Below are 23967 nucleotides of genomic sequence, written 5' to 3' on the forward strand. Positions count from 1 at the left end.
GCTGCACCGAGCAAACCGGTCGCGTCTGTGCGCGGCCTGTGGCGTCACTGTGGTTTGCGATAGCACCGCAGTTGCACGGAGGCGTCCCACTCCGCGCGCTTCGTCCCGGTCAGGGTCCAGCCCAGTCGCTCGTAGAAGCCGGCGGCCCGCCCGTCGACGACCTCCAGCCACCGGGCGCCGTGGCGCTCCGCCGCGGCGACCAGCGAAGCCGCCAAGCCGCGCCCGCGCCGCGCGGGATCCACGAAGAGCCGGCTGAGCTCGCCGGCCGCGGTGACGACGACGTGCCCCGCGACGAAGCCGTCGTGCAGCGCCACGAGGGCCCGGCCGGGCGGGGACAACCAGCGAACCGGGTCGGACGGCCAGTTCATCGGGTAGCCGTCGGCTTCGTGCACGTCGCGCAGAAGGCGTACGCAATCGTCGAGGTCTTCGGCTTCCCGCTCGCGCACCGGGCGGGGCCGCTCAGGCACCGGCTCGGCGGGCCCGGGCGCGTCGCTTGCCCTCGTGCATCGCCGCGACCCGCGCCACCGGGATGGTGTGGCCCTCCGCCACCAGCCCGGCGTCCAGTTGCTGCGGCGCGGGCATGGCCGCCGCCCAGGGGTCCCGGTCGGCGAGGAGGCCCGGCGCAGTGTGCACCGTGAAGTCCGCCGGTGTCAGGTCGTCGAGATCGTCCCAGCGCACCGGGAACGAGACCGGCACGCCCGGCCGCGCCCGGGGGCTGTACGCGGCGGCCACACTGGCGCCGCCGGAGCGGGTCGCGTCGAGGAACACCTTGCCGTGCCGGTCCTCGCGGATGAACGCCGTCGTGGCCAGCTCCGGGTCGAGCCGTTCGGCGCGGGCCGCCACGGCGCGGGTCGCGGCGGCCACGTCCTCGGTCGCGGCGCCGGCGAGCGGGACGAAGACGTGCAGTCCCTTGGAGCCGCTGGTCTTGACCGCGCCGTCCAGGCCGGCGTCGGCGAGCGCCTGCCGGACCAGCCGGGCCGCGGCCACCGCGAGGCCGAAGGCGCCGCCCTCCGGCGGATCGAGGTCCATGATGAGGTGCGTCGGGTGGTGCGGGTCGGCGATCGTCATCAGCGTGGGGTGGTACTCGACCGCGCGCTGGTTGGCGAACCACAGCAGCGTGCGCCGGTCGTTGCAGAGCGCGTACAGGACCTCCCGTTGCGACGCCTCGGCCCACACCTTCGTCCGCGGCACCCACTCGGGGGTGTATTTCGGCAGGTTCTTCTGCATGAACCTGTCCTGACCGCGCAGGACCCGTACGACGGAGAGCGGCCGGTCCCGCAGGACCGGGACGATGCGGTCGCCGACCGCGTCGAGGTAGTCGACGAGGTCCCGCTTGGTCGCCCCGGCGCCGGGGAAGAGCTCCTGGTCCAGGTTGGTCAGGGGTACGCCGTCGCGCTCTTCCTTCTCCGCCGCCATGTGCTCATCCTGCCCGCACGATGCTGATCGCGGGAAGCATCATGACCAGGGTCAGCACCACGTACACCCCGCCGGTGAAGTAGAGCCGGCTGCGGGTGGCGATCACCGCCGCGGTGAACGGCAGCACCACGGCGAGCAGGGCGGCGAGGGCGAGCGTGCCGGCCTCCCGCTGCGGGCCGAGCAGTCCCCAGCCGAGCAGGAACGGCACGACGACGAGCCACACGAGCGTGACGAGAAGGACGTGCAGGGCCGCCTCCGTACGGCGCGCAGCCGCCAGCCGGTCCTCGCGGATGTCCTCCGCCGTCCGGTACGCCACCGGCCGGGGCGCCAGCGGCGACCGCTCGATCTCCAGCGTCACGCCAAGGACTTTAGGGCAGGCCGGGCGCCCGCGCGCGGCATGTCACGAGGCGGGTGGACGCTCCCCGCTGCCACGGGCGATCACGGTGGTAGAGATGATCACCGTACGGGCCGGGCCGGAGAAGCCGCTGATGCGCTGGTGCGCCAGCCTCGCCGCCTCGCGTCCCATGGCGACCGAGTCGTGCGCGACGACGGTCGCACCGATCACGTCGGCCAGGTCGAAGTCGTCGAAGCCGAGCAGCGCCGGCGGCTGCGGGTGCCCGCGCAGCGCCCGCAACGCCCCGGTCGTCAGCCGGTTGTTCGTGGTGAACAGGGCCGTGGGCGCCGGGTCCAGCTCGAGGAGCTCGCGGACGGTCCGCTCGGCGCGGTGCACGTCGTGCACGTCGGTCCGCAGGTACGGCCGCCAGCCGTCGTTGCCCGCCGCCTCCATCGCCTGCACGAAACCGTCGATGCGGCCGCGCTGAGGCGCCATCCGGGCCAGGTCCGCGATCAGGGCGATGCGCCGGTGACCGGCCGCCAGCAGGTGCTCGCCCGCGGCCCGGGCGCCGCCGACGTTGTCGATGAGCACCGCGTCCGCGTCGAGGCCGTCCGGGGGCCGGTCCAGGAAGACGAACGGCACCCCCCGATTGCCCTCGATGGCGAGGTATTCGTGGCCCTCGCCGCTGGGGACGACGAGCAGGGCGCGCACCCGGCGTTCGAGGAAGGCGTCCACCAGGGCGCGTTCGAGCTCGGCGTCCTCGTCGTTGTTGGCGGTCACGAGCTGCAGCCCGTGCTGGCGCAGTTCCCGCTCGATCCCGCTGGCCACGGCCGAGTAGAACGGGTTCGTCAGGTCGCCGCTGATCAGCCCGACGAGCGCCGAGGTCGCGCCGCGGCGCAGCTCCCGCGCGATGCCGTTGAGGCGGTAGCCGAGCAGGTCCGCCGCCTCGCGGACGCGGCGGCCGGTGGCCTCGGCGACGTTCGGCTCGTCGTTGAGCGCCCGCGACGCCGTCTTCAGGCTGACGCCGGCCAGCGCGGCCACCTGCGTCAGCGTGGGGCGGCGTACGGCCGCGACGTCGACGGCTCCGTCGGCGGACCGGGATGCGGTCATGGCGCTCCGAATCTCACAGGCGGTCGAGGGTTCTCACGGCGGTGCAGGATTCCCACGGGCGGTGGAGGACGAAAGTATGACATCGATGTCGGCCACACCCCACGCCGGCTTGCCCGAAACCATCTGCTTCGGCGTGGTTCGGGTGATCTGCGGCGGAAGCCGGACCCCGCGCCCGCCGCGCCGTCATGGCAGCATGGCCGCATGGTTCCCCGGTGGAGTGTGATCGGCGCGCCCTCGAGCGCGGGTGCCCACACGCCGGGCGTGGACCGCGCCCCGGCCGCGCTGCGGGCCGCGGGGCTGCTCGCCGCGCTCGACGATCGGGGCGTCGCCGTCCAGGACCTGGGCGACGTCCCCGGCTTCCGATGGCGCCCCGACCCGGCCCATCCCACGGCTCAGAACGCCGCGGCGGTGGCGCGGGTCGCCACGGACGTCGCCCGGGCCGCCGCGACCGCGCCCGGCGTGCCACTGGTGCTCGGCGGCGACTGCACGGTCACGCTGGGGCTGGTCGCCGCGACGCCGGGCGCCGCACTGGTCTACATCGACGGCGGCCCGGACCTGTACACCCCCGAGACCCGCCCGCACGGCAACCTCGACGCGATGGGGCTGGCGCACATGCTCGGCCTGCAGGGCTGCGACCCCACGGTGGCGGCGGTCGCGTCGATCACCCCGGAGCGCGTGGTCACGTACGGCTTCGACCTGCCGCCCGGCGACCCGGAACGCGACCTCGTGGATCGCCTCCACCTCGGATACGTGCCGGCGAACGAGGTGCGCACCGGCCCGGCGAAGGCGGCGGCGCGGGCCCGGTTCGCCGCGGAGGCCGCCGCGAGCCACTTCGTCGTCCACTTCGACGTCGACGTGCTGGCGTTCGCGCAGGCGCCGTTCGCCGACGTCCCGGAGCCGCGGGGCCTGACCCTGCAGGAGGTGGTCGAGACGCTGTCGGTGCTGGTGGCCAGCCCGCAGTTCGCCGGGATGACGGTCACCGAGGTCAACCCCGACCACGTTCCCGAGGAGGTCGGGCTGGCCCCGCTCGTGGACGCGATCGTGGCGGCGCTGACCTAGAGCAGGTCCTTCCAGAACGCGACGGTGGGCCGCGCGCCCCGCACAGGGCCGGGCCCGCCGCCGCCGAACTCACGCCGGAGGTAGTCGTCGAGGTCGGTGCCGTACGCGATGACGTCCGTCTGCATCACCGAGAGCACGGGATGGCCGGACGTGCCACGGCCCGCGGGCAGATAGCGGTGTGAGTAGACGGGGATCAGGCGCGGCACCGTCATGAGGAAACGCCGCGCCACGATCACCGCGTCGGCGGGCTCCGGCGGCTGCGGTCCCCAGGCGCCGTACCAGAAACCGTTCTCCGCGACGTCGAAGAGCACGCCCTCGACCGGCATCGCGAGGCGGTCGCGCAGCTCGGCCCGGTCCCCGTCGCGCCAATCCGGCCAGCCGCGGCCCACGGGCAGCCCCGCGGCGAGGAAGGCGCGGTGGTCGTCGGCGAACGAGAAGCCGAACTCCCGCTCCACCGCGTCGAACTCGGCGTCGGACAGCCCGGCTCGCGATGCGGTCACCCGCCCACCCTAGACGTACATCGATCGCAGTAGGGCGTACTCGGATGGCGCCCGTCGCGGAGACGTCCGCGGGACGACGCGGCCGGCCCACGGACGGCCATAGCGTCGCCGGCAAGCAATGAGACCCTCATCAGGAGGTGAGACGCATGCGCACTTCTCTGCTGTGGACCGCCGCGGGTGCCACGTTCGTCGGCGTACCGGCGGGCCTGGCCCTGACCGGCGGCACCGTGGACCCGGCGCTGACCTGGTCGCTGGCAACCGGGCTGGCGCTGCTGACCCTGCTGCTGCGCCGGTTCCCGGCCACCGTCCTCATCGTCTCGCTGTGCTGTGTCACGGCGTGGCGGACGGCCGATCTGATCGGCGCGGGCTGGGTGTGGCCGGCGACCGCGGCGTTCGCGGCGAACGTGCTCGCCGGGCGGGTCCGTACGGCGGTCGTGGCCGGCGCGCTCACCGTCTGGTACGGCTTCGTCTGGGACTACTTCGTGCAGCTGGGCAGCTTCGACGCCACGATCGGCCGGGTCGGCGCGGAGGCGCTGTGGCTGGCCGCGGCGCTCGCGCTGGCGCAGGCGTACCGGAGCACCCGGCGCTGGCAGGACGAGGTCGCCGGCCGGCTGCGGCAGACGCTGGAGCAACGGGAGCTCGAGGCCCGGCGGCGCCGGGCGGAGGAACGCGTCGACATCGCGCGCGACCTGCACGACGTGGTCTCGCACACGCTGGCCGTCGTGGGGGTGCATCTCAACGTGGCCCTCGACGCGTTCGACGACGACCCGGCGGAGGCGCGCGACGCGCTGCGGCTGGCCCAGGACGTCCGCGGCCGCGCGATGGGTGACCTGCGGGCTCTCGTGGACGTCCTGCGCTTCGAAGGCGGCGAGCCGGCGCACGGGCTGGAGGGCCTCGACGACCTCGCCGAGCGGGTACGGTCGGCCGGTGTGGCGGTGCACGTCGCCGAGCGCGGCGAGCGGACGGCCGTGCCCGCCCCGGTCGCGACGGCGATGTACCGCGTGGTGCAGGAGTCGCTGACCAACACCGTGCGGCACGCCGGGGCCACATCCGCCGCCGTGACGCTGGACTACGGCCCGGACGCGGTCGTCGCGGACATCACGGACGACGGCAGCGGCGGGCCGGTGACGGAAGGACGCGGAATCATGGGGATGCGCGAACGGGTGGCCGCACTGGGCGGCGCGCTGACCGCCGGATCCGGGGCCGCGGGCGGCTTCACGGTCCACGCGACGATCCCGCTGGCGCTGTGACGGTCTCCGTGTTGCTGGCCGACGACCAGCACCTGGTCCGGGCGGGGTTCCGCAGCCTGCTCAAGCGGGACCGGGGAATCGAGGTCGTCGGCGAGGCGTCGACCGGCGACGAGGCGGTCCGCGCGGCGCGTGCCGTACGCCCGGACGTGGTCCTGATGGACATCCGCATGCCGGGTCTCGACGGCATTGAGGCGACCCGGCGCATCGTCGCCGCGTCGCCGCAGTGCCGGGTCGTCATCCTGACCACCTTCGAGACCGACGAGTACGTGTTCGCCGCGCTGGCCGCCGGTGCGAGCGGCTTCCTCACCAAGGAGGTGGACCCGGAGGGCCTGCGGCACGCCGTCCGGGTCGTGGCGGCCGGGGAGGCCCTGCTCTCGCCGAGCGTCACCCGCCGGGTGGTCACCCAGTTCGCGCAGCGCCCCGCGGCCACACCCGGCGGGCGGCGGCTCGAGGTGCTGACGGCGCGCGAGCGGGAGGTGGTGGCGCTGGTGGCCGCCGGCCTGTCCAACGAGGACATCGCTCGCCGGCTGGTGATCAGCCCGCTGACGGCGAAGACCCACATCACCCGGGCGATCGCCAAGCTGGGCGTACGCGACCGCGTCCAGCTGGTCATCGTGGCCTTCGAGGAAGGGCTGGCGGGCCGCTGAAATCCGCACACGATCGCACATGGGCCGCAGCGGGCTTGATCCCGCGCAGGGTCCGGCCGTCCGACCATATGCCTAGGTGACGGGGGTGGGCAAGGGGTTCGGCCGGATGAGCTGACATCGATGTCAATCGTGGGCGATCGTGTTCGGTAGAGACCTTGCGTATCGACACAGGTACACGTGACGATGTGTCGCGGATGTTTCCGTCAGCCCTTCCCCTCAGCCCGCAAGGAGACGGCATGCACCGGCCACGATGGGGTGTCGCCCTGTTATCCGTCAGTCTCGTGGCCGCGGCCGCGGCGGTCGCCTCCGGCGGCGCCGCGCACGCCGCGGCGGCGGCCTCGTTCGCGTCGTCCTTCGAGACCGACGACCCGCAACCCACCTGGACCGACACGGTGGACGGCGACCGCAGCAGCGGTGTCGACGGCTCCGTCGCCGTCGGCATGCCGGGCAGCCTGCGCGGTCACGTCATCGCGATCGCGGCGAACGCCCAGCCCAACCCCAACGAGGGCGTGAACAACCTCAACGACGGCGACGCGGCCACCAAGTGGCTCGTGGACACGCCGACCAGCTGGGCGCAGTACACGCTCGACGCCCCGGCCACCGTCGTGAAGTACGCGCTGACGTCCGCGAACGACGCCCCCGAGCGGGACCCGCGGGACTGGACCCTCGAGGGCTCCGCCGACGGCGCCGCCTGGACGACCGTGGACACGCGGACCGGCCAGACCTTCGACCAGCGCTTCCAGACCAAGACGTACACGGTCGCGAACCCGGGTTCGTTCCGGGTCTACCGGCTGAGCATCACCGGGCACCCGTCTGGCAACCTGACGCAGCTCGCCGACCTCGAGCTCGCCGACGACAACACCGGCGCGCCCCCGGCCGGCCCGATGCAGAGCCGGATCGGCAACGGACCGGCCAGCTCCCCCACCGCCAAGGCGGGAGTGGGCTACACCGGGCTCAAGGCGTTCCAGATCGCCGGGCGGCACACCGCCGAGGGGCGCGGCTACTCGTACAACAAGGTCTTCGACGTGGACGTGGCGGTCACCGCCGACACCGAACTGTCGTACCTGGTGCTGCCCGAGTTCAACCGCGAGGACCTGAGCAACCCGGCCACGTACACGGCCGTCGACCTGGCGTTCACCGACGGCACGTACCTGTCGGACCTGAAGGCCGTCGACCAGCACGGCGTGGTCGTCAGCCCGGCCGCGCAGGGCGCGTCCAAGACGCTCTACACCGCGCAGTGGAACAAGCGCACCAGCCGGATCGGCAAGGTCGCCGAGGGCAAGACCATCGACAAGATCCTGGTCGGGTACGACAAGCCGGACGGTCCCACGAGCTTCCGGGCGTGGTACGACGACATCGCGATCCGCGAGGTCCCGCCGGCGCAGCCCCGGACCCACCTCTCCGAGTACGCCGAGACCCGCCGCGGCACGCAGTCCTCGGGCGACTTCTCCCGCGGCAACAACTTCCCGGCCACCGCGGTGCCGCACGGCTTCAACTTCTGGACGCCGATGACCAACGCCGGCTCCGTCAACTGGCTGTACGAGTACCACCGCCAGAACAACGCGGCGAACCGGCCCACCCTGCAGGCGTTCGCGGCGAGCCACGAGCCCAGCCCGTGGATGGGTGACCGGCAGACGTTCCAGGTGATGCCGTCGGCCGCCACCGGCACGCCGGACGCCAACCGCGCCAACCGCGCGCTCGCGTTCGGGCACGAGAACGAGGTGGCGAAGCCGTACTACTACCGCGTCACCTTCGACAACGGCCTCAAGACGGAGTTCGCGCCGACCGACCACGCCGCGCTGTTCCAGTTCACCTTCACCGGCGACAGCTCGAACCTCGTCTTCGACAACGTCGACAGCCGCGCGGGCCTGACCATCGACGCGGCCAACCGCGCCGTCTCCGGCTGGTCCGACGTGAACAGCGGCAGCCTCTCCGCCGGCTACACCCGCATGTTCATGTACGCGACCGTCGACGCCCCGATCACCGCGAGCGGCATGCTGCCCACCGGCAACCGCCCGTCGACGGGCTACGTCAAGTTCGACACCACGCAGGACAAGACGGTGACGATGCGCATCGCCACCTCGCTGATCAGCGTCGAGCAGGCCAAGCACAACCTCGACCTGGAGGTCGCCGCGGACGCGACGGTCGCGCAGATCCGCGACCGCGCGCAGGCCGCCTGGGACGCCAAGCTGAAGACCGTCGAGGTCGAGGGCGCGTCCGAGGACCAGCTCGTCACGCTCTACTCGAACATGTACCGGCTGTTCCTCTACCCGAACTCCGGCTACGAGAACACCGGGACTGCCGCAGCGCCCGTCTGGAAGCACACCGTGCAGTCGGCGGTCACCAGCCCGGCCAGCTCGCCCACCGAGACCGGCGCGCCGGTCAAGGACGGCAAGGTGTACGTCAACAACGGCTTCTGGGACACGTACCGCACCACGTGGCCGGCGTACTCGCTGCTCACGCCGGAGTCCGCCGGCGAGATGGTCGACGGCTTCGTGCAGCAGTACCGCGACGGCGGCTGGATCTCCCGGTGGTCCTCCCCCGGCTACGCCAACCTGATGGTCGGCACCAGCTCCGACGTCGCGTTCGCGGACGCGTACCTCAAGGGTGTGCCCGGCATCGACGCCGAGACCGCCTACCGGGCCGCGGTCAAGAACGCGACCGTCACGCCGCCGAACCAGAACGTGGGCCGTAAGGGCCTGGCGACGTCGATCTTCAAGGGCTACACCCCGCTCGACGTCACCGGCGAGGCCATGTCCTGGGCCATGGACGGCTACATCAACGACTTCGGCATCGCCAACATGGCGGCGGCGCTGGCGAAGAAGGGCGGACCCAAGGCCGGCGAGTACGCCGAGCAGGCCGAGTACTTCCGCAACCGCGCCCAGAACTACGTGAACATGTTCGACCCGAACGTGAACTTCTTCCAGGGCAAGGACAGCAACGGCACCTGGCGCAACCCGCCGGCCACGTACGACCCACGGGTCTGGGGCTACGACTACACCGAGACCGACGGCTGGAACATGGCGTTCCACGTGCCGCAGGACGGTCAGGGCCTCGCCAACCTGTACGGCGGCAAGGACAAGCTCGCCGACAAGCTCGACAAGTTCTTCTCGACGCCCGAGACCGCCGGGTTCCCCGGCTCGTACGGCGGCACGATCCACGAGATGCTCGAGGCGCGTGACGTCCGCATGGGTCAGTGGGGCTTCAGCAACCAGCCGTCGCACCACATCCCCTACATGTACGACTACGCCGGGCAGCCCGCCAAGGCGCAGAAGATCGTGCGCGAGGCGCTGTCCCGGCTCTACCTGGGCAGCGAGATCGGCCAGGGCTACCCGGGCGACGAGGACAACGGCGAGATGAGCGCCTGGTACATCTTCAGCGCGCTGGGCTTCTACCCGCTGCAGATGGGCAGCCCGGCGTACGCGATCGGGTCGCCGCTGTTCACCAAGGCCACGATCAACCTGCCCGGCGGCAAGAAGATCGTGGTCAACGCCCCGGACAACAGCGCGAAGAACGTGTACGTCCAGTCGCTGAAAGTCAACGGGAAGGCGTACACGTCGACGTCCCTGCCCCACTCGCTGCTCGCCGACGGCGCGGTGCTGGACTTCGCGATGGGTCCGGAACCGTCCACCTGGGGTACGGGCGACGACGCGGCGCCGCCGTCCATCACCACCGGTGACGCGGTGCCGAGCCCGCTGCGCGACCTGACCGGCCCGGGCAAGGGAACGGCGTCGGAGCCGGCGCTGGTGGACGACACCTCGAACACCCGCGCGGTCTTCGCCTCGGCGATGCCGTCGTGGCAGTGGGACTTCACCGGTGGCGGCCAGCAGGCCGACTACTACACCCTCACCTCGGGTGCGGTGGCCGGCGACCCCAAGGCGTGGAAGCTGTCCGGCTCGTACGACGGCACCACCTGGACGACCATCGACGAGCGCAGCGACCAGACCTTCGACTGGCGCCTGCAGACCCGGCCGTTCAAGATCGCGAAGCCGGGCCGGTACACGTCGTACAAGCTCGACGTCGCCGCCAACACCGGCGAGACGAGCACCACGCTCGCCGAGATCGAGCTGCTCGGCAGGCCCACTCCGGCCTGCACCACCACGATCGCCGACAAGGTGGTCGGTGCGGTGTCGGTCAAGTCGGGCGTCACCTGCATCAAGGAGGGTGCGACCGTGACCGGCCTGGTGACGGTCTCCAAGGGCGCGTCGCTCTACGTCTCCGGTGCGACCCTGCGGGCGGCGGTCACCGCGACCGGCGCGGGCACGGTGTCGCTGCTGCACGCCACGGTCAACGGCCCGGTCACGGTCACCGGTTCCGGTCCGGTGCTGCTGGAGGCGTCGACCGTCAAGGGTGCGGTCACGCTGCTGCACAACCGTACGGCCACGGTCGTCGCGGCCGACACGGTGAACGGGCCGCTGACCTGCACCGGCAACCAGCCGGCGCCGGTCAACAACGGCCTGCCCACCACGGGTACGGGCGCCCGCCTGGCCCAGTGCGCACGAATCTGACCATCCGCTGACCGAAGCGCCGCGGACCCCCGCCAGGGGTCCGCGGCGCTCTACTGTTCAAGGATGTCCGACGATCTGTGGGCCGTCGTCACCGCGGCCAACCTGTGCACCCTCGCCACCATCAAGCGCGACGGCCGCCCCCAACTCTCCGACGTCAGCTACACCGCCGACCCGGAGACCCGCACGCTGCGCGTCTCCACCCGCTCCACGCTGGCCAAGGTGCACAACCTGCGCCGCGACCCCCGCGCCACGCTGCGCGTGGCGGGCCCGGCCGGCGGCTACGTCGCGGCCGAGGCCACGGCGACCTTCTCCGCGCCCTCGGCCGAGGAACAGGACGCCACAGTGGAGGAGCTCATCGACGTCTACCGCCGGATCGCCGGCCAGGAGCACCCCGACTGGGCCGACTACCGGCGGGCGATGGTGGCCGACGGCCGGCTGGTGCTGCGGCTCCAGGTGGAGCGGCTGTACGGGTGGGTGATGGGCTGAGCCCTCGCCGCGGGACGCTTGGGTTGCGCTTCGGTAACACCGTCACCGGCCGGACCGGGCCGAGGCGCAGCGGGTGAAACGCCGGTACGAATGGACCGTACGCCTGTGGAACGACCTGGCGCGCCTGGCCGATGACCAAGGGCTACCCGATCGCGTGGTCTCGGCCCTCTATGCGGCCGCAGTCGGCGAAGTCCGGCGTACCACCTATCAGCAGGACGAGGGTCTCAGCCGTGATCAGGCCATCCGCGACATCCAAGCGCTGACGCGCGCTGGACTGCTGAAACCGCGCGGCAATGCAACGACCCGCGTCTACGTGCTGGCGGGAACCGCCACCGAGATCACGCAGGCCGCATCCGCCGCCGTTCGTGGGCCCGGGCGCGATCCCTACGCGACTCCATAGCGATGCACTTCGTGATGAGCTCGAACAGGCGGCGGTATCACAGGGCACGTGGATGGTCGCTCACCCGGACGGATCGAGGCCCAGGTGGTCGGCGAGCACGGCCGCGTGGTTGCGGTCGTGCGGCGCGCGGGCCGCGTACACGAGGGTGATGACCGGGTGGGCCGCCGCGAGGTCGCGCAGCTGGTCCACCGCGGGATTGCCGGCCAGTTCGTCGCGGTAGCGGGCGGCGAACTCGTCGAAGCGGTCCTCGTCGGCGTGGAACCATCGGCGCAGCTCGGTGCTCGGGGCGATGTCCTTGAGCCAGAGGTCCAGGCGGGCGCGGTCCTTGGAGATGCCGCGCGGCCAGAGGCGGTCGACCAGGATGCGGTAACCGTCGTCTTCGGACGGTTCCTCGTGGGCGCGCTTGATTTTCGTCGTCATCGCTGGGCCTGCAGGTGGCTCTCGACGAGCTCGCCGAGCATCGCGCGGAGGCGGACCAGGCGGGCGGCGATCTCGTCGAACGTCGCCGGGTCGCGGCGGGCGTTCTCCTTCCACAGGGCCCGCAGCGCCGCCTGGCTCAGCGCGAGCTGGGTGCCGGCCGCCTCGACGTACCGGATCAGGTCCTCGCGGTGGGCCGGCACGGCGAATTCGACCGCGCCGCGGGCCGCGCGCAACGGCTCGCCGGGCCTCGCGAAGACCGGCGCGGGGTCGCCGCCGGTCCGGTCCGTGCCGACCCAGGCGAGCAGGTGCTCCAGGTCGGTCGCCGCCACGGTCATGCGGCCGATCGCCGCCAGCGTCTCCTCGGCAAGCGTCTCCACCAGCCGACCCTACCGCTCACCGACCCCGCGCAACCCCAGCGCAACAGAGGAACCCGCGGCGACAAGGCCGTCGGCCACACACCGCATCCGGTGGCTGCGGAGGGGAAGACCGGCGAGCGCTCACGACGACCACCACGGACAGGACACCGGGCCAACGGTCACGACAGCCGCCGTTCGTGCCAGGTCCGCAGGCTGGTCACGCGGACGTGGTCGAGGGCGAGCAACTGCCCGTCCGCGGCGAGGAGCCGGTCGCGGGCGTCCCGGGGCAGGTGGACCGTCGAGCCGGCAGCGAGCGGAAGGATGTGGACCGTGACCTCGGAGCCGGGCCGGTAGCCGGCGTCGCGCAGGTCGACCTTCCACGTGGACCCGTCCCAGAACCGGTCGGTGGCCGTACGCCCGTCGACCCGCAGCTCCGCCACGTCGCCGCCCCAGCCGATGTCGAGCAGCACGTCGAGCCCGTCCTCGTCCACCCACGCGGGCAGGGCGAGCCGGTACGCCGCGGCCAGCTCCTGGAACGTGCCGGCGGCCGGCGCCGACTGGCGGCCGTCGTGCTTGCCGTACGCGACCGGCACGGCGGCGCCGGCGGCCCGGAGCAACTCGACCCCCGCGTCGCCGACCGTCGCCGGCACAGCACCGGCGGGATCCATCGGCAGCTCGGTGAAGGCGCGACGGGCGGGGTCGTACGCCCGCACCGACGGTACGCCGCACCGGGCCGTCACCCGCCCGTCCGACCCCCAGGACAGTTCGTCGTCCGACAGCAGGAGGCGCCGGCCGCCGTCCTCGCAGACCCACGCCGTCCGCGCAGTCGCCGGGTCCAGCAGCAGCACGTCGAGCGCTCCGGCGCCGTTCGTGGTCAGCCGTACCGGAGTCAGGGCGGGGGTGAGCGTCCGGACCTCCCCGTTCAGCGCGATCTCCGCCTCGACGCCGGGTTCCGCGGTCAGCACCAGCGTGGGCACGTCGCCGGGGAGCAGGGTCAGCGCCGACGCGGTGGCCCAGTCCAGCCGTACGCCGCCCGCCGTGAACCGCAGCGGCCACCGGGCCAGGGTTCCGGGCGGGATGTCGACCGGCCGGGACGGCAGGACGAGCTCGTCGCCGTCGAGCACCACGCGGAAGCGGGCCGCCCGGTAGGTGTCGAGCGGCACGTGCGGCTGGTGCCAGGCGATGAACAGGAAGCCGCTCTCGCCGTCGGAGCGGAGCGCCCACCGCAGCGTGTCGCCGTCCTCCACTCCGGACGGCCGGGTCTCGGGCAGGGTCGACGGCATCTCGGCCAGCTCGGCGCCGAACGCGGCGAGGAAGGCGTGCTGGCGGCGCAGCTCGGCGTGGCTGGGTTGCAGGGTGCCGGCCTCGCCGATGGGGGCGTGGAAGTCGTACCCGCGCCGGGGCAGGTCGTTGGGGTAGCCGGTCGCGTGCGACTCCTGCATGCCGTGGTCACCGGGCGGGTTCGTGCCACCGGCGTACATGTAGTAGCCCTGCCAGGCGGAGCCGTTGCCGATCTTGCAGTGCGCGACCGCGGCGATGTCCAGGGCCGCGGGCCGCGGCCGCCGGTGGTACGCCGTGCCCATGCCGCCGCCGAGTTCGCAGGTGGCCGGCGGGAACAGCGTCGACGGGCTGCGCGGCGGCACCGTGGCGGGCCCCGGGTGCTGGGAGCGGCGGACGTCGGCGCCGATGCCGGGGTCGTCCCAGGTGTGGGAGAAGAAGAAGTGATCGCGAAACGTCGGGTCCCAGGGGGCGTCGGCGCCGACCCAGAAGCCGTCGCCGTAGCCGCCGTACAGCGGCAGGACCTCCTCGGCGGGCAGCTCGGCGCCGCCCCAGGCGGTCGCCACCCACAGCGGCGCGGTCATCCCGGCCTCGCGGGCGAGCCGTTTGAGCGTGACGAGGTGCGCGGGCTGGTCGTACAGCTCGTTCTCCAGCTGGAGCGCGAGGACCGGCCCGCCGGCGCGGCAACGGCCGCCGAGCGCGATCGCCAGCTGGCCGTACCAGTCGCGGACCATCGCCAGGTACGCCGGGTCGTCCGTGCGGTGCCGTACCGGCGCCTGCTGGACCCAGTCGGGGAAGCCGCCGTTGCGGGTCTCGCCGTGGCACCACGGCCCGATCCGCAGGATCACGTCGAGGCCCGCCTCCGCGGCGAGGTCGACGAAGGCGGCCACGTCCAGGTTGCCGTCGAAGCGGGGCTCGCCCTGGTGTTCGACGTGGTGCAGCCAGAACACGTACGAGCTGACCACCGTCACGCCCCCGGCCCGCATCTGCCGCAGGCGTTGCGGCCAGCGCGAGCGCGGCACCCGGCTGAAGTGCAGCTCGCCGGAGACCGGGATGAGCGGCACGCCGTCGCGGGTGAGGTGGCGGCTGGTGAGGCTCAGGCCGGGCCGCACGTCCTCCGCGTTGCTCATCCGGGGCCGGCGCAGCGGCGCGGCCCAGGGCCGGTGGCGCACGACGAGGGGTGGGTGATCGGTCGGCAACGCGACCCCCTTCAGCAACCGACGCCTGTAACCGGTCACAGGCGAGTTGCTCGCACCATACACAATGTTAACAGCGCCGAAGCAAGGTCTTGACACTCGCGTAAACGAGTATCACTGTAACCGGTCACAGGGACGGCACGCCTGCCGATCGAGGAGGAACCCATGAGGAAAGCCATCGGCGGCGCGCTCGCCGCAGCCCTTCTGCTCCTGGCCGCCGGGTGCAGCGGCAGCGACGACGACAGCAGCGGCGGCGGCACCGCGGGCGGCGGCAAGGTGGAGCTCACCTACTGGAGCTGGGCGCCGAACATGGACAAGGTCGTCGAGGGCTGGAACGCCGGCCACCCCGACATCCACGTCACGGTCAACAAGCAGGACGGCGGCGACCCGGCGGTCACCAAGCTGCTCACCGCCATCAAGGCGGGCAGCGGCGCGCCCGACGTCATGCAGGCCGAGTACCAGAAGATCCCCACGCTCGTCTCGGCCGACGCGATCGCCGACATCGCCGGCGAGGCCGGCGGCCTCAAGCAGAAGTTCCCCGATTCCGCCTGGAACGGCGTCACCCTGGGTTCCGAGTCCGTGTACGGGGTCCCGCAGGACTCCGGCCCGATGATGTTCTACTACCGCGCCGACGTCCTCGAGAAGCTGAAGATCTCGCCGCCGGCCACCTGGGACCAGTACGCCGACGCCGCCCGCAAGATCCACTCGGCGAACCAGAAGCAGTACCTCGGCACGTTCTCCGCCAACGACCCGGGCTGGTTCGCGGGCCTCGCCCAGCAGGCCGGCGCCTCCTGGTGGGGCGTGCAGGGCGACTCCTGGACGGTGAATATCGACGACGCCGCGACGCGGAAGGTCGCCGGGTTCTGGGGCGGCCTCGTGCAGGAGGGCGTCATCGCGAACACCCCGATGTACACGCCCGACTGGAACGCCGCCCTCAACGACGGCACGCAGGTCGGCTGGCTGAGCGCGGTCTGGGCGCCGGGCGTGCTGGAGGGCAACGCCGCCTCGACCAAGGGCAAGTGGAAGGTCGCGGCCCTGCCCCAGTGGGACCCCGCCAAGCCGGCCGGCGGCAACTGGGGCGGCTCGGCCACCAGCGTCACGACCCAGAGCAAGCACAAGAAGCAGGCCGTCGAGTTCATCACGTGGCTCAACACCGATCCCGCCGCGCTCAAGGCGCTGGCCGGCACGGCGAACATCTACCCGGCCGCCACCGACGCGACCAGCACCGCGCTGACCTCGCCGCCCGCCTTCTTCGCCGGCCAGAAGGACTTCTACGCGATCGCCGCCGAGGCCGGGAAGGTCACCAACCCGTTCACGTACGGGCCGAACGTCAACGTCGCGTACAGCGCGTACAACGACGCGTTCGGCAAGGCCGCGGAGTCGAAGCAGAGCGCCGCGTTCACCGCCGCGCTGGCCACCATGCAGACCACCACGGTCAGCGACATGAAGACCGCCGGGTTCAAGGTCGCCGGATGACCACGCTGCCCGCGGTGACCCCCGCCGCCGAGAGGTCCGCCGTCACCACGGCGGCGGACCGCCCGCGCCGCGGCCGCCGGTCTGCCGGGACCCCGTACGCCTTCCTCGCCCCCGCCCTGGTGCTCTTCGCCGCGTTCCTCGGCGCGCCGGTGGTCTACGCCGGCTACCTGAGCCTGCGCCGCGTCAAGATCTCCGGCCTGGGGCTGGGCCGGGGCTCGCGGGTCGAGCAGTGGGCCGGGCTCGGCAACTACACCCGGGTGCTCACCGACTCCGAGTTCCTGCCCAGCGTCGGCCGGATCGCCCTCTACGGGCTGATCGTGGTCCCGGTGATGCTCGGCGGGGCGCTGCTCATGGCGCTGCTCATCGACGGGGGCCGCAGCCGGGCCGGCGGGTTCGCCCGGACCGCGATCTTCCTTCCGTACGCGGTCCCCGCCGTGATCGCCTCCCTGCTGTGGGGCTTCCTCTATCTGCCCCGGGTCAGCCCGATCACCGACGTGCTCACCGGCGTCGGCCTGAGCGCGCCGAACGTCTTCTCCTCCTCGTGGGTGCTCTACGCCGTCGCCAACATCGCGATCTGGGGCGGCATGGGCTTCAACATGATCGTGCTCTACACCGCGCTGCGGACGATCCCCGGCGAGCTGAGCGAGGCGGCCCGCATCGACGGCGCCTCGGACGTGCAGATCGCGCTGCGCATCAAGATCCCGGTCATCCTGCCGTCGCTGATCATGACGTTCGTCTTCTCGCTCATCGCCACCCTGCAGGTCTTCGCCGAGCCGATGACCCTGCGGCCGCTGGCCAACACCATCTCCGCGACCTGGACGCCGCTGATGATGGTCTACCGCGACGCCTTCATCCGTAACGACATCCACGCCGCGGCGGCCACCTCGGTGGTCATCGCCGTCGCGACGTTCGCGCTCTCCTTCGGCTTCCTCAAGCTCGTCGGCTCGCGCGCCTTCCGGCAGGAGGACTGACCATGGCCGTCGGCACCACCGTGGCCGTACCCCAGCGGGCCCGCCGCAGCCCGGCCGCCACCGTGCTGTTGCTGCTGGGCGCGGCGTACTGCCTGTTGCCGGTGCTCTGGGTGGTGATCGCCTCCACCAAGAGCGCCGGGGAGCTGTTCTCGACCTTCACCCTGTCACCGAGCACGCACTTCTTCGACAACGTCGCCGCGCTCAGCGACTACCGGGGCGGACTCTACTGGCGCTGGATGGCCAACACCGCCCTGTACGCCGGCGTCGGCGCGCTGGCCTCGGCGCTGGTGTCCGCGATGGCCGGCTTCGCCCTGGCCAAGTACGCCTTCCCCGGCAAGTCGGTCGTCTTCAACATGATCCTGGCCGGCGTGCTGGTGCCCGGGGTGATCCTCGCCGTCCCGCAGTACCTGCTGCTGGCCAAGGTCGGCATGACGAACACGTACTGGGCCGTGCTGCTGCCCAGCGTGATCAGCCCGTACGGGATCTATCTCTGCCGGATCTTCGCCGCGGCCGCCGTGCCCGGCGAGGTGCTGGAGGCGGCCCGGATGGACGGTGCCGGCGACTGGCACGCGTTCGCCCGGGTCGCCCTGCCGATGATGCGCCCGGGGCTGGTCACCGTCTTCCTGTTCCAGTTCGTCGCTATCTGGAACAACTTCATGCTGCCGTACATCATGCTCGGCGACGACCGGCTCTTCCCGGTCACCGTGGGCCTGAGCGGCCTGCTCAACCAGGGCGCGACGCAACCGGCCATGTACACCTCCGTCGTCACCGGGGCGTTGCTGTCCGTGCTGCCGCTGGTGGCGCTCTTCCTCAGCCTGCAGCGCTACTGGCAGGTGGACCTGGCCGCGGGCGCGGTCAAGGCGTGAGGCCGGCATGGACGCGACTATGATCCCTACCGTGCCGACCTCGCCCGGTACGGGGCGCAAGCGGCCCACCATCCGCGACGTGGCGCGCGAGGCCGGGGTCTCTTACGCCACCGTCTCCCGCGTCCTCAACGGCCGGGAGTGGGTCAGCCCCGAATCCGTCCGGGCGGTCCGCGACGCCATCACGCGCACCGGCTACACCGCGAACCCGCACGCCCGCTCGCTCGCCACCGGCCGGTCCGGGTCGATCGCGTTCCTGCTCACCGAGCCGCAGCACCTGCTCTTCGAGGACCCGAACTTCGCGGTCCTGCTGCGCGGGGTGGCGCAGGCGCTGTCGGCGCGCGAGCTCACGCTGATCCTGATGATCGCCGCGAGCCCGGAGGAACGCGGCCGCGCGGTCACCTACCTCAGCGGCGGGCACGTCGACGGGGTGCTGCTGGTCTCCCCGCACTCCGGGGACCCGCTGCTGAGCCAGCTCGTCCGCGCCGAGATCCCGATCGTGGCGTGCGGCAAGGTGCTCGGCCACGAGACGACCATCAGCTCGGTGGCCGCCGACGAGTGGGCCGGCGCGCGCTCCGCGGTGGAACACCTGCTCGCCGCCGGCTGCCGCCGGATCGCGCACATCGCCGGGCCGCAGGACACCTCCGGCGGCGTGGAACGCCTCCGCGGCTACACCGACGCGCTCACCGCGCATGGGCTCCCCGTGGACCAGGCCGCGATCGTGCACGGGGATTGGAGCCACGAGAGCGGCGCCGCGGGGATGCGCGAGCTGCTGCGCCGGGTCCCCGACCTCGACGCGGTCTTCGCCGCCTCGGACTCCATGGCCGCCGGCACGCTCCCGGTGCTGCGCGAGGCGGGCCGCGACGTGCCCGGCGACGTGCGCCTCGTCGGCTTCGACGACTCCGGTCTGGCGGCCACGCTGCACCCGCCGCTCAGCTCGGTGCGCAACCCGCTGGACCGCATCAGCGAGGAGATGGTCCGGCTGCTCGGCGAGCTCGTCGCCGGGCGGACGCCGCTGTCGATCACGGTGCCCACGTCGCTGGTGCTCCGCGAGTCCTCCCCCGCCTGAACCCGCTCCACCACCCTCTCCCCACGGCACCACCCTTTCTCGCTCCCTACCGGAAAGGAACCGCCATGCAGAGGTACCTCCGGGCCGCCGTCGCCGTCCTCGCGACCACGGCCCTCGGCCTCACCGTCCCCGCCCCGGCCACCGCGGCCACCACCCTGTCCATGCTCGGCGCCGACGTCTCGTCGCTGCAGCGCAGCCTCGACCTCGGCGCGAAGTACTACGACGCGGCCGGCGCCGCCCGCGACCCGATGGACATCCTCAAGTCGGCCGGGGTGAACTACGCCCGGCTGCGGGTCTGGAACAACCCGGCCAGCGGCTACAACAACAAGGCGAAGGTGTTGCAGCAGGCCAGGGCCCTGAAGGCCAAGGGCCTCAAGCTGCTCATCGACTTCCACTACTCCGACACGTGGGCCGACCCCGGCAAGCAGTTCAAGCCCGCCGCGTGGTCGTCGCACACGCTCGCGCAGCTGCAGCGAGACGTCTACAGCTACACGTACGACGTGTGCACCGGCCTCAAGGCGCAGGGCACCACGCCGGACAGCGTCCAGATCGGCAACGAGATCAACGTGGGCATGCTGTGGCCGGAGGGGCGCGTCGACAACAACACCTTCGCGCCGCTGGCGAGCCTGCTCAAGCAGGGGTACGCCGCGACGAAAGCGTGCAACGCCGGCACCCAGGTGATGATCCACACCGCGGACGCGGACAGCCTGGCGAACGCGCACTGGTTCTACGACGGCATCCGCGCCCAGGGCGTCACGTGGGACATCACGGCCCTGTCGTACTACTGCATGTGGCACGGCACGTTGGCCAACTTGTACAACGTCATCACCGACGTACGCGCCCGTTACGGCAAGCCCGTCGTGATCGCGGAGACGGCGTACCAGTTCACCACCGCGGACGCCGACAGCGAGAAGAACTCCATCCCCGGCACCGTGCTGTGCGACGGCATCCCGGCCACGTGGCAGGGCCAGGCCCAGCAGTTCGCGTGGGTCCAGAACACGGCCCGCAACGCCGGCGCCATCGGCGTCTTCTACTGGGAACCCACCTGGTACGCGGTGAAGGGCAACGGCTGGGACCCGGCCGACATCAACGGCACGGGCGACGGCTGGGACAACATGGCCACCTTCGACTGGACGGGGCACGTGAACCCGTACATCCGCTGGACCCCGTGAAAGCGGCGAGGGAGCGAGGCCGGTGGGTGGCCCCGCTCCCTCGCGCAACCGCCGCTCAGGCGAGCGTCAGCGCGTACACGTGGAACCGCGGGTCGTTGGGCAGCGTGATGGACCGGATCTGCTTGCCCTCAGCGATCGGCAGCGACGCCGCGAAGAGGCTGACCGGCGGGCCGTCGATCCCCTGGCCGGCCTTGATCCGGTGCGGCATCGACAGCACCGCGGTCGTACCCGGGGCCGCCGAGCCGCACCAGTCCGCGATGGTCACCGTCGCCGGGGCCGAGGTGCCGTCGGCGTAGCCGATGGTCAGGGCCGCCGTCACCGGGCCGTTGTGGGTGGTGGCGACCAGCTTGACCGCCGAGTGGTCGCCGGTCGGCAGCAGCAGCGACTGGCCCTGGGCCTTGACGAAGTTCTTCGCCGTGCCCGCCGGGTCCGGCGCCTCGTAGGTGACGCCGTCCCAGGTGACCGGGCCGGCCGGTGGCAGCAGGTCCGCGTCGTAGCTCCAGCCGCCGCCGTCGAAGTCGCCCTCCGCCGGGGCGGCGACCGTGGCCGTGCCGTCGTGGTTGCGCTGGGCGCTCAGGTCGATCCGGCAGGGTTCACCGCCGGCGACGCAGGTGGTGGGCTGCGAGGCCGTGACGGTCGCCGTGCGCTTCACCGTGTTCGCGCCGGGCGCGCCGGCCTGGATCTCGATCGGGTACGCCCCGGCCGCCAGCCCGGCCGGAGCGTCGACGGTGACCGTGGCGGTGGTGCCGATCGGCAGGTGCCGGGTGACGAGCACCTTCGGCAGCCGCGGCGACACGGTCACCTTCCAGCCGGCCGGGGCGGTCGCGGTGATGCGCGGGGCGATCGCCAGCGGCGCCTGGCCGACCACGTCGACCTCGAACGTGGCACGCTGCGCGGTGGCCGCTCCGGCGGCCACGGCCGCGCTCGCCGGGCGCACGGTCGCGTCCACATGGGTACGGCTGTCAGCAGGCGCCTTGTTGACCGACGGCGGTTGCGCGGCGACCGAGGTGCCCCACGACGACGGGCTGGTGCCCACCGTGTGGGCGAGGGTGCCGCCGCGGGCGATGTCGGACCAGTCGACCCAGCTCTTGGCCAGGGCGCGCCCGTTGAGGCGAACACGCTGGATGTAGCGGTTCGCGTCGGAGACGCCCGGGGCGGTGATCGTGAAGGTGTTGCCGCCGGCCTTGACCTTCGCCGACGGGAACTGCGGGCTGGACACGGCGAGGAAGTTCGCGCCGCTCATCGTCGGGTAGAGGCCGAGCGACGAGAAGACGTACCAGGAGCTCATCGTGCCGAGGTCGTCGTTGCCGGTCATGCCGTCCGGCCCGGTGGTGAACAGCGTCATCGCGGCCCGGACGACGGTCGCGGTCTTCGCCGGGTCACCCGCCCAGTGATACATGTACGGCGCGAGCAGGTCGGGCTCGTTGTTCGGGTTGTACGTGGCCTTCGCGTAGTAGTCGTACGGGCTGGCGATCCAGTCGGTGCGCGCGGTGCCGGCCGGGTCGGTGAGCAGCTTGTCGTAGACGAAGAACTCGTCGAGCCGCTTCTCCGTCGCCGCCCGGCCGCCCATGAGCTGCACGAGCCCGGCCGGGTCCTGCGGGACGAGCCACTGGTACTGGTACGACCCGCCCTCGTGGAACTGCTCGTCCGCCGCGACCGGGTCGTACGGCGTCAGCCACGTGCCGTCGACGGTGCGCGGCCGGAACTGCTTGATCGAGGAGTCCCACAGGTTGCGGTACCACTGCCCGCGCCCGGCGAACAGCTTCGCGTCGTCGGCCTTGCCCAGCCCTTGTGCCATGAGCGCGAGGGCCGCGTCGGCCGCCGCGTACTCGAGAGTGGCCGAGGCGGGGTGCACGCAGTCGTTGTCGCCGCCCTTGTGCACGCAGTCCTTGCCGAGCTGCAGCCCGGACGGGATGTAGCCGCGGTCGGCGTAGTAGTCCTGCCCGGTGCGCCCGTTGTACGGCGACTCCGCCGGCGGCTGCGCGGTCGCGTTTTTGCGCAGCAGCGCGTACGCCTCCTGCTCGTGCCCGGCGAGCAGCCCCTTCGACCAGGCCTCGACCAGGAACGGGGTGACCGGGTCTCCGGTCATGATGTTGGTCTCGCTGTTGGCGAGGGCCCAGCGCGGCAGCCAGCCGCCGTCGCGGCCGATGGCCACGACCGACAGCGCGACGTCGCGCGCCACGTCCGGCGCGAGCATCTCCAGCAGCTGGTTCTGCGGACGGTACGTGTCCCAGAGCGAGAAGTTCTGGTACGGCGTGTAGCCCTGCGCGGTGTGCACCTGCCGGTCGAAGCCGACGTACCGGCCGTCCACGTCGCCGGCGAGGTTCGGGTGCAGCAGCGAGTGGTAGAGCGCGGTGTAGAAGGCGCTGCGCCGGTCGGCCGCGCCGCCACCGATCTCGATGCGGTTCAGCTCGTCCACCCACGTCGTGCGCAGCGCCGCGCGGGTGGCGTCGAAGTCGTACGAGTCGCCGGTCTCCGCGGCCAGGTTCTTGCGCGCGCCGTCGAGACCCGTGTACGAGAGCGCGACCTTGACCACCACGTCGCGGTCGGTGGTGGCGTCGAAGGTGACGAACGCGCCGTTGCCTCCGCTGCCCGCGGCGTCGCGCGAGTCCTTGCTGATGGTCGAGCCGCGCCAGGTGCCGTACGAGGCGAACGGCCGGTCGAAGGTGGCGGTGAAGTAGACGGTGTGGTCGTCCTTGCCCGCGCAGAAGTTGCCGGCGTGCACGCGGCCCTCGACCGTACGGTCCCCGACGACGTGGATCTCCGAGTCGAACACCGACTGGTTCGCCTTGCCCGTGTTGAACAGGACGTTCGCGGCGCCGGTGGACGGGAACGTGTAGCGCTGCCACCCGGTGCGCGGCGTCGCGGTCAGCTCGGCCTGCGTCTGGTATTTCGAGAGGCCGACGCGGTAGTAGCCCGGCGACGCCTCCTCGTCGGCGTGCGAGTAAGGCGACCGGTACGCGTTCGGGTCGACGGTGCTGACCGCGCCGGTGGTGGGCAGCATGGGCAGCTCGCCCGCCACGCCGCAGCCGACGCCGGACAGGTGGGTCTGGCTGAAGCCGTAGATGCTGTTCTGCTGGTAGTCGTATCCGCCCTGCCCGCCGGTGTCGGGGCTGACCTGCACCATGCCGAACGGCGCGCTCGCGCCGGGGAAGGTGTTGCCGAAGTTCTGCGTGCCCACGAACGGGTGGACCAGGTCGACCGGCGCGGGCTCCGCGGCCTGCGCGGGCGCGGCGTGCAGCACGGCGGCGGACACGAGAAGAGCGGTCGAGGCGGCTAGGAACCGACGGGTCATGCAAACCTCCGGTCAACGACGTCATCGTCCCGTGACAACGTTGTCACGAGGCAGAGATTCATGTCAATGAGCTCGCTCGGCGTGCGCCCCCGGTGACGTCGCTCTCCCCCCGCGGAACTCCTCAAGTTCCGGCACCCCGCACCCGATCACGCAGATGCAGC

20 protein-coding genes are annotated in these 23967 nt (G+C 72.1%); 11 read left to right on the forward strand and 9 right to left on the reverse strand.

Going from position 1 to position 23967, the window contains the following annotated elements; translation table 11 throughout:
• Positions 1–44 precede the first annotated feature (44 nt).
• From AB0K03_RS03455 to AB0K03_RS03470, 4 genes are read right to left on the reverse strand one after another with little or no spacing between them, the layout of a single operon-like run.
• A complete protein-coding gene (locus AB0K03_RS03455; protein ID WP_364679852.1) occupies positions 45–446 on the reverse strand; it encodes a GNAT family N-acetyltransferase in 402 nt (133 codons plus the stop codon).
• Between the two features lie 13 nt (positions 447–459).
• The gene (ligD, locus tag AB0K03_RS03460; protein ID WP_364679854.1) at positions 460–1416 is read right to left on the reverse strand and encodes a non-homologous end-joining DNA ligase; all 957 of its coding nucleotides are present in this window, start codon (positions 1414–1416) and stop codon (positions 460–462) included.
• 4 nt (positions 1417–1420) lie between these two features.
• On the reverse strand, positions 1421–1774 hold the full coding sequence (locus AB0K03_RS03465) for a hypothetical protein (protein WP_364679857.1): 354 nt from the start codon (positions 1772–1774) through the stop codon (positions 1421–1423).
• Positions 1775–1816: 42 nt separating this feature from the next.
• Positions 1817–2860, reverse strand: coding sequence for a LacI family DNA-binding transcriptional regulator (locus tag AB0K03_RS03470; RefSeq protein ID WP_364679859.1), 1044 nt, complete (start codon positions 2858–2860; stop codon positions 1817–1819).
• A 201-nt stretch (positions 2861–3061) separates the two neighbouring features.
• Here AB0K03_RS03470 and AB0K03_RS03475 point away from each other — a divergent pair, with 201 nt between their 5' ends.
• Positions 3062–3919, forward strand: a complete 858-nt coding sequence (locus AB0K03_RS03475) for an arginase family protein (protein WP_364679861.1) — start codon at positions 3062–3064, stop codon at positions 3917–3919.
• Here the strand turns inward: AB0K03_RS03475 and AB0K03_RS03480 are convergent.
• Positions 3916–4419, reverse strand: coding sequence for a hypothetical protein (locus AB0K03_RS03480; RefSeq protein ID WP_364679864.1), 504 nt, complete (start codon positions 4417–4419; stop codon positions 3916–3918). The two genes, AB0K03_RS03475 and AB0K03_RS03480, sit on opposite strands and share 4 nt — an antisense overlap.
• A gap of 146 nt (positions 4420–4565) precedes the next feature.
• Here AB0K03_RS03480 and AB0K03_RS03485 point away from each other — a divergent pair, with 146 nt between their 5' ends.
• From AB0K03_RS03485 to AB0K03_RS03505, 5 genes are all read left to right on the forward strand, one after another.
• The gene (locus tag AB0K03_RS03485; RefSeq protein WP_364679865.1) at positions 4566–5669 is read left to right on the forward strand and encodes a histidine kinase; all 1104 of its coding nucleotides are present in this window, start codon (positions 4566–4568) and stop codon (positions 5667–5669) included.
• Positions 5666–6316 (forward strand): response regulator transcription factor, encoded by a 651-nt coding sequence (locus tag AB0K03_RS03490; RefSeq protein ID WP_364679868.1) that lies wholly within the window; start codon positions 5666–5668, stop codon positions 6314–6316. The genes AB0K03_RS03485 and AB0K03_RS03490 overlap by 4 nt, the downstream gene beginning before the upstream one ends.
• A gap of 236 nt (positions 6317–6552) precedes the next feature.
• Positions 6553–10824, forward strand: coding sequence for a GH92 family glycosyl hydrolase (locus AB0K03_RS03495; RefSeq protein ID WP_364679871.1), 4272 nt, complete (start codon positions 6553–6555; stop codon positions 10822–10824).
• A gap of 63 nt (positions 10825–10887) precedes the next feature.
• On the forward strand, positions 10888–11310 hold the full coding sequence (locus AB0K03_RS03500) for a PPOX class F420-dependent oxidoreductase (protein WP_364679874.1): 423 nt from the start codon (positions 10888–10890) through the stop codon (positions 11308–11310).
• Positions 11311–11383: 73 nt separating this feature from the next.
• On the forward strand, positions 11384–11710 hold the full coding sequence (locus AB0K03_RS03505) for a hypothetical protein (protein ID WP_364679876.1): 327 nt from the start codon (positions 11384–11386) through the stop codon (positions 11708–11710).
• Positions 11711–11770: 60 nt separating this feature from the next.
• Here AB0K03_RS03505 and AB0K03_RS03510 read toward each other — a convergent pair whose 3' ends face one another.
• From AB0K03_RS03510 to AB0K03_RS03520, 3 genes are all read right to left on the reverse strand, one after another.
• Complete coding sequence (locus AB0K03_RS03510; RefSeq protein WP_364679879.1) at positions 11771–12130, reverse strand: DUF488 family protein; 360 nt, start codon at positions 12128–12130, stop codon at positions 11771–11773.
• The gene (locus AB0K03_RS03515; protein WP_364679882.1) at positions 12127–12507 is read right to left on the reverse strand and encodes a hypothetical protein; all 381 of its coding nucleotides are present in this window, start codon (positions 12505–12507) and stop codon (positions 12127–12129) included. Before AB0K03_RS03515 ends, AB0K03_RS03510 begins: the two co-directional genes overlap by 4 nt.
• Before the next feature lie 158 nt (positions 12508–12665).
• Positions 12666–14963 (reverse strand): beta-galactosidase, encoded by a 2298-nt coding sequence (locus AB0K03_RS03520; RefSeq protein ID WP_364679884.1) that lies wholly within the window; start codon positions 14961–14963, stop codon positions 12666–12668.
• A gap of 162 nt (positions 14964–15125) precedes the next feature.
• Here AB0K03_RS03520 and AB0K03_RS03525 point away from each other — a divergent pair, with 162 nt between their 5' ends.
• The 5 genes from AB0K03_RS03525 (at position 15126) to AB0K03_RS03545 (ending at position 20511) form a co-directional block, all read left to right on the forward strand.
• Positions 15126–16436 (forward strand): extracellular solute-binding protein, encoded by a 1311-nt coding sequence (locus AB0K03_RS03525; protein ID WP_364679887.1) that lies wholly within the window; start codon positions 15126–15128, stop codon positions 16434–16436.
• Positions 16433–17407 (forward strand): sugar ABC transporter permease, encoded by a 975-nt coding sequence (locus AB0K03_RS03530; protein ID WP_364679889.1) that lies wholly within the window; start codon positions 16433–16435, stop codon positions 17405–17407. Before AB0K03_RS03525 ends, AB0K03_RS03530 begins: the two co-directional genes overlap by 4 nt.
• Positions 17408–17409: 2 nt before the next feature.
• On the forward strand, positions 17410–18273 hold the full coding sequence (locus AB0K03_RS03535; RefSeq protein WP_364679892.1) for a carbohydrate ABC transporter permease: 864 nt from the start codon (positions 17410–17412) through the stop codon (positions 18271–18273).
• A 31-nt stretch (positions 18274–18304) separates the two neighbouring features.
• Complete coding sequence (locus AB0K03_RS03540; RefSeq protein WP_364679894.1) at positions 18305–19339, forward strand: LacI family DNA-binding transcriptional regulator; 1035 nt, start codon at positions 18305–18307, stop codon at positions 19337–19339.
• 65 nt (positions 19340–19404) lie between these two features.
• The gene (locus tag AB0K03_RS03545) at positions 19405–20511 is read left to right on the forward strand and encodes a glycosyl hydrolase 53 family protein (protein ID WP_364679896.1); all 1107 of its coding nucleotides are present in this window, start codon (positions 19405–19407) and stop codon (positions 20509–20511) included.
• 55 nt (positions 20512–20566) lie between these two features.
• On the opposite strand, the gene AB0K03_RS03550 is transcribed toward AB0K03_RS03545, so the two are convergent.
• Positions 20567–23806, reverse strand: coding sequence for a GH92 family glycosyl hydrolase (locus tag AB0K03_RS03550; protein WP_364679898.1), 3240 nt, complete (start codon positions 23804–23806; stop codon positions 20567–20569).
• Positions 23807–23967: the final 161 nt, after the last annotated feature.

This window comes from Actinoplanes sp. NPDC049316, from assembly GCF_040677315.1.
Taxonomy (GTDB): Bacteria; Actinomycetota; Actinomycetes; order Mycobacteriales; family Micromonosporaceae; genus Actinoplanes.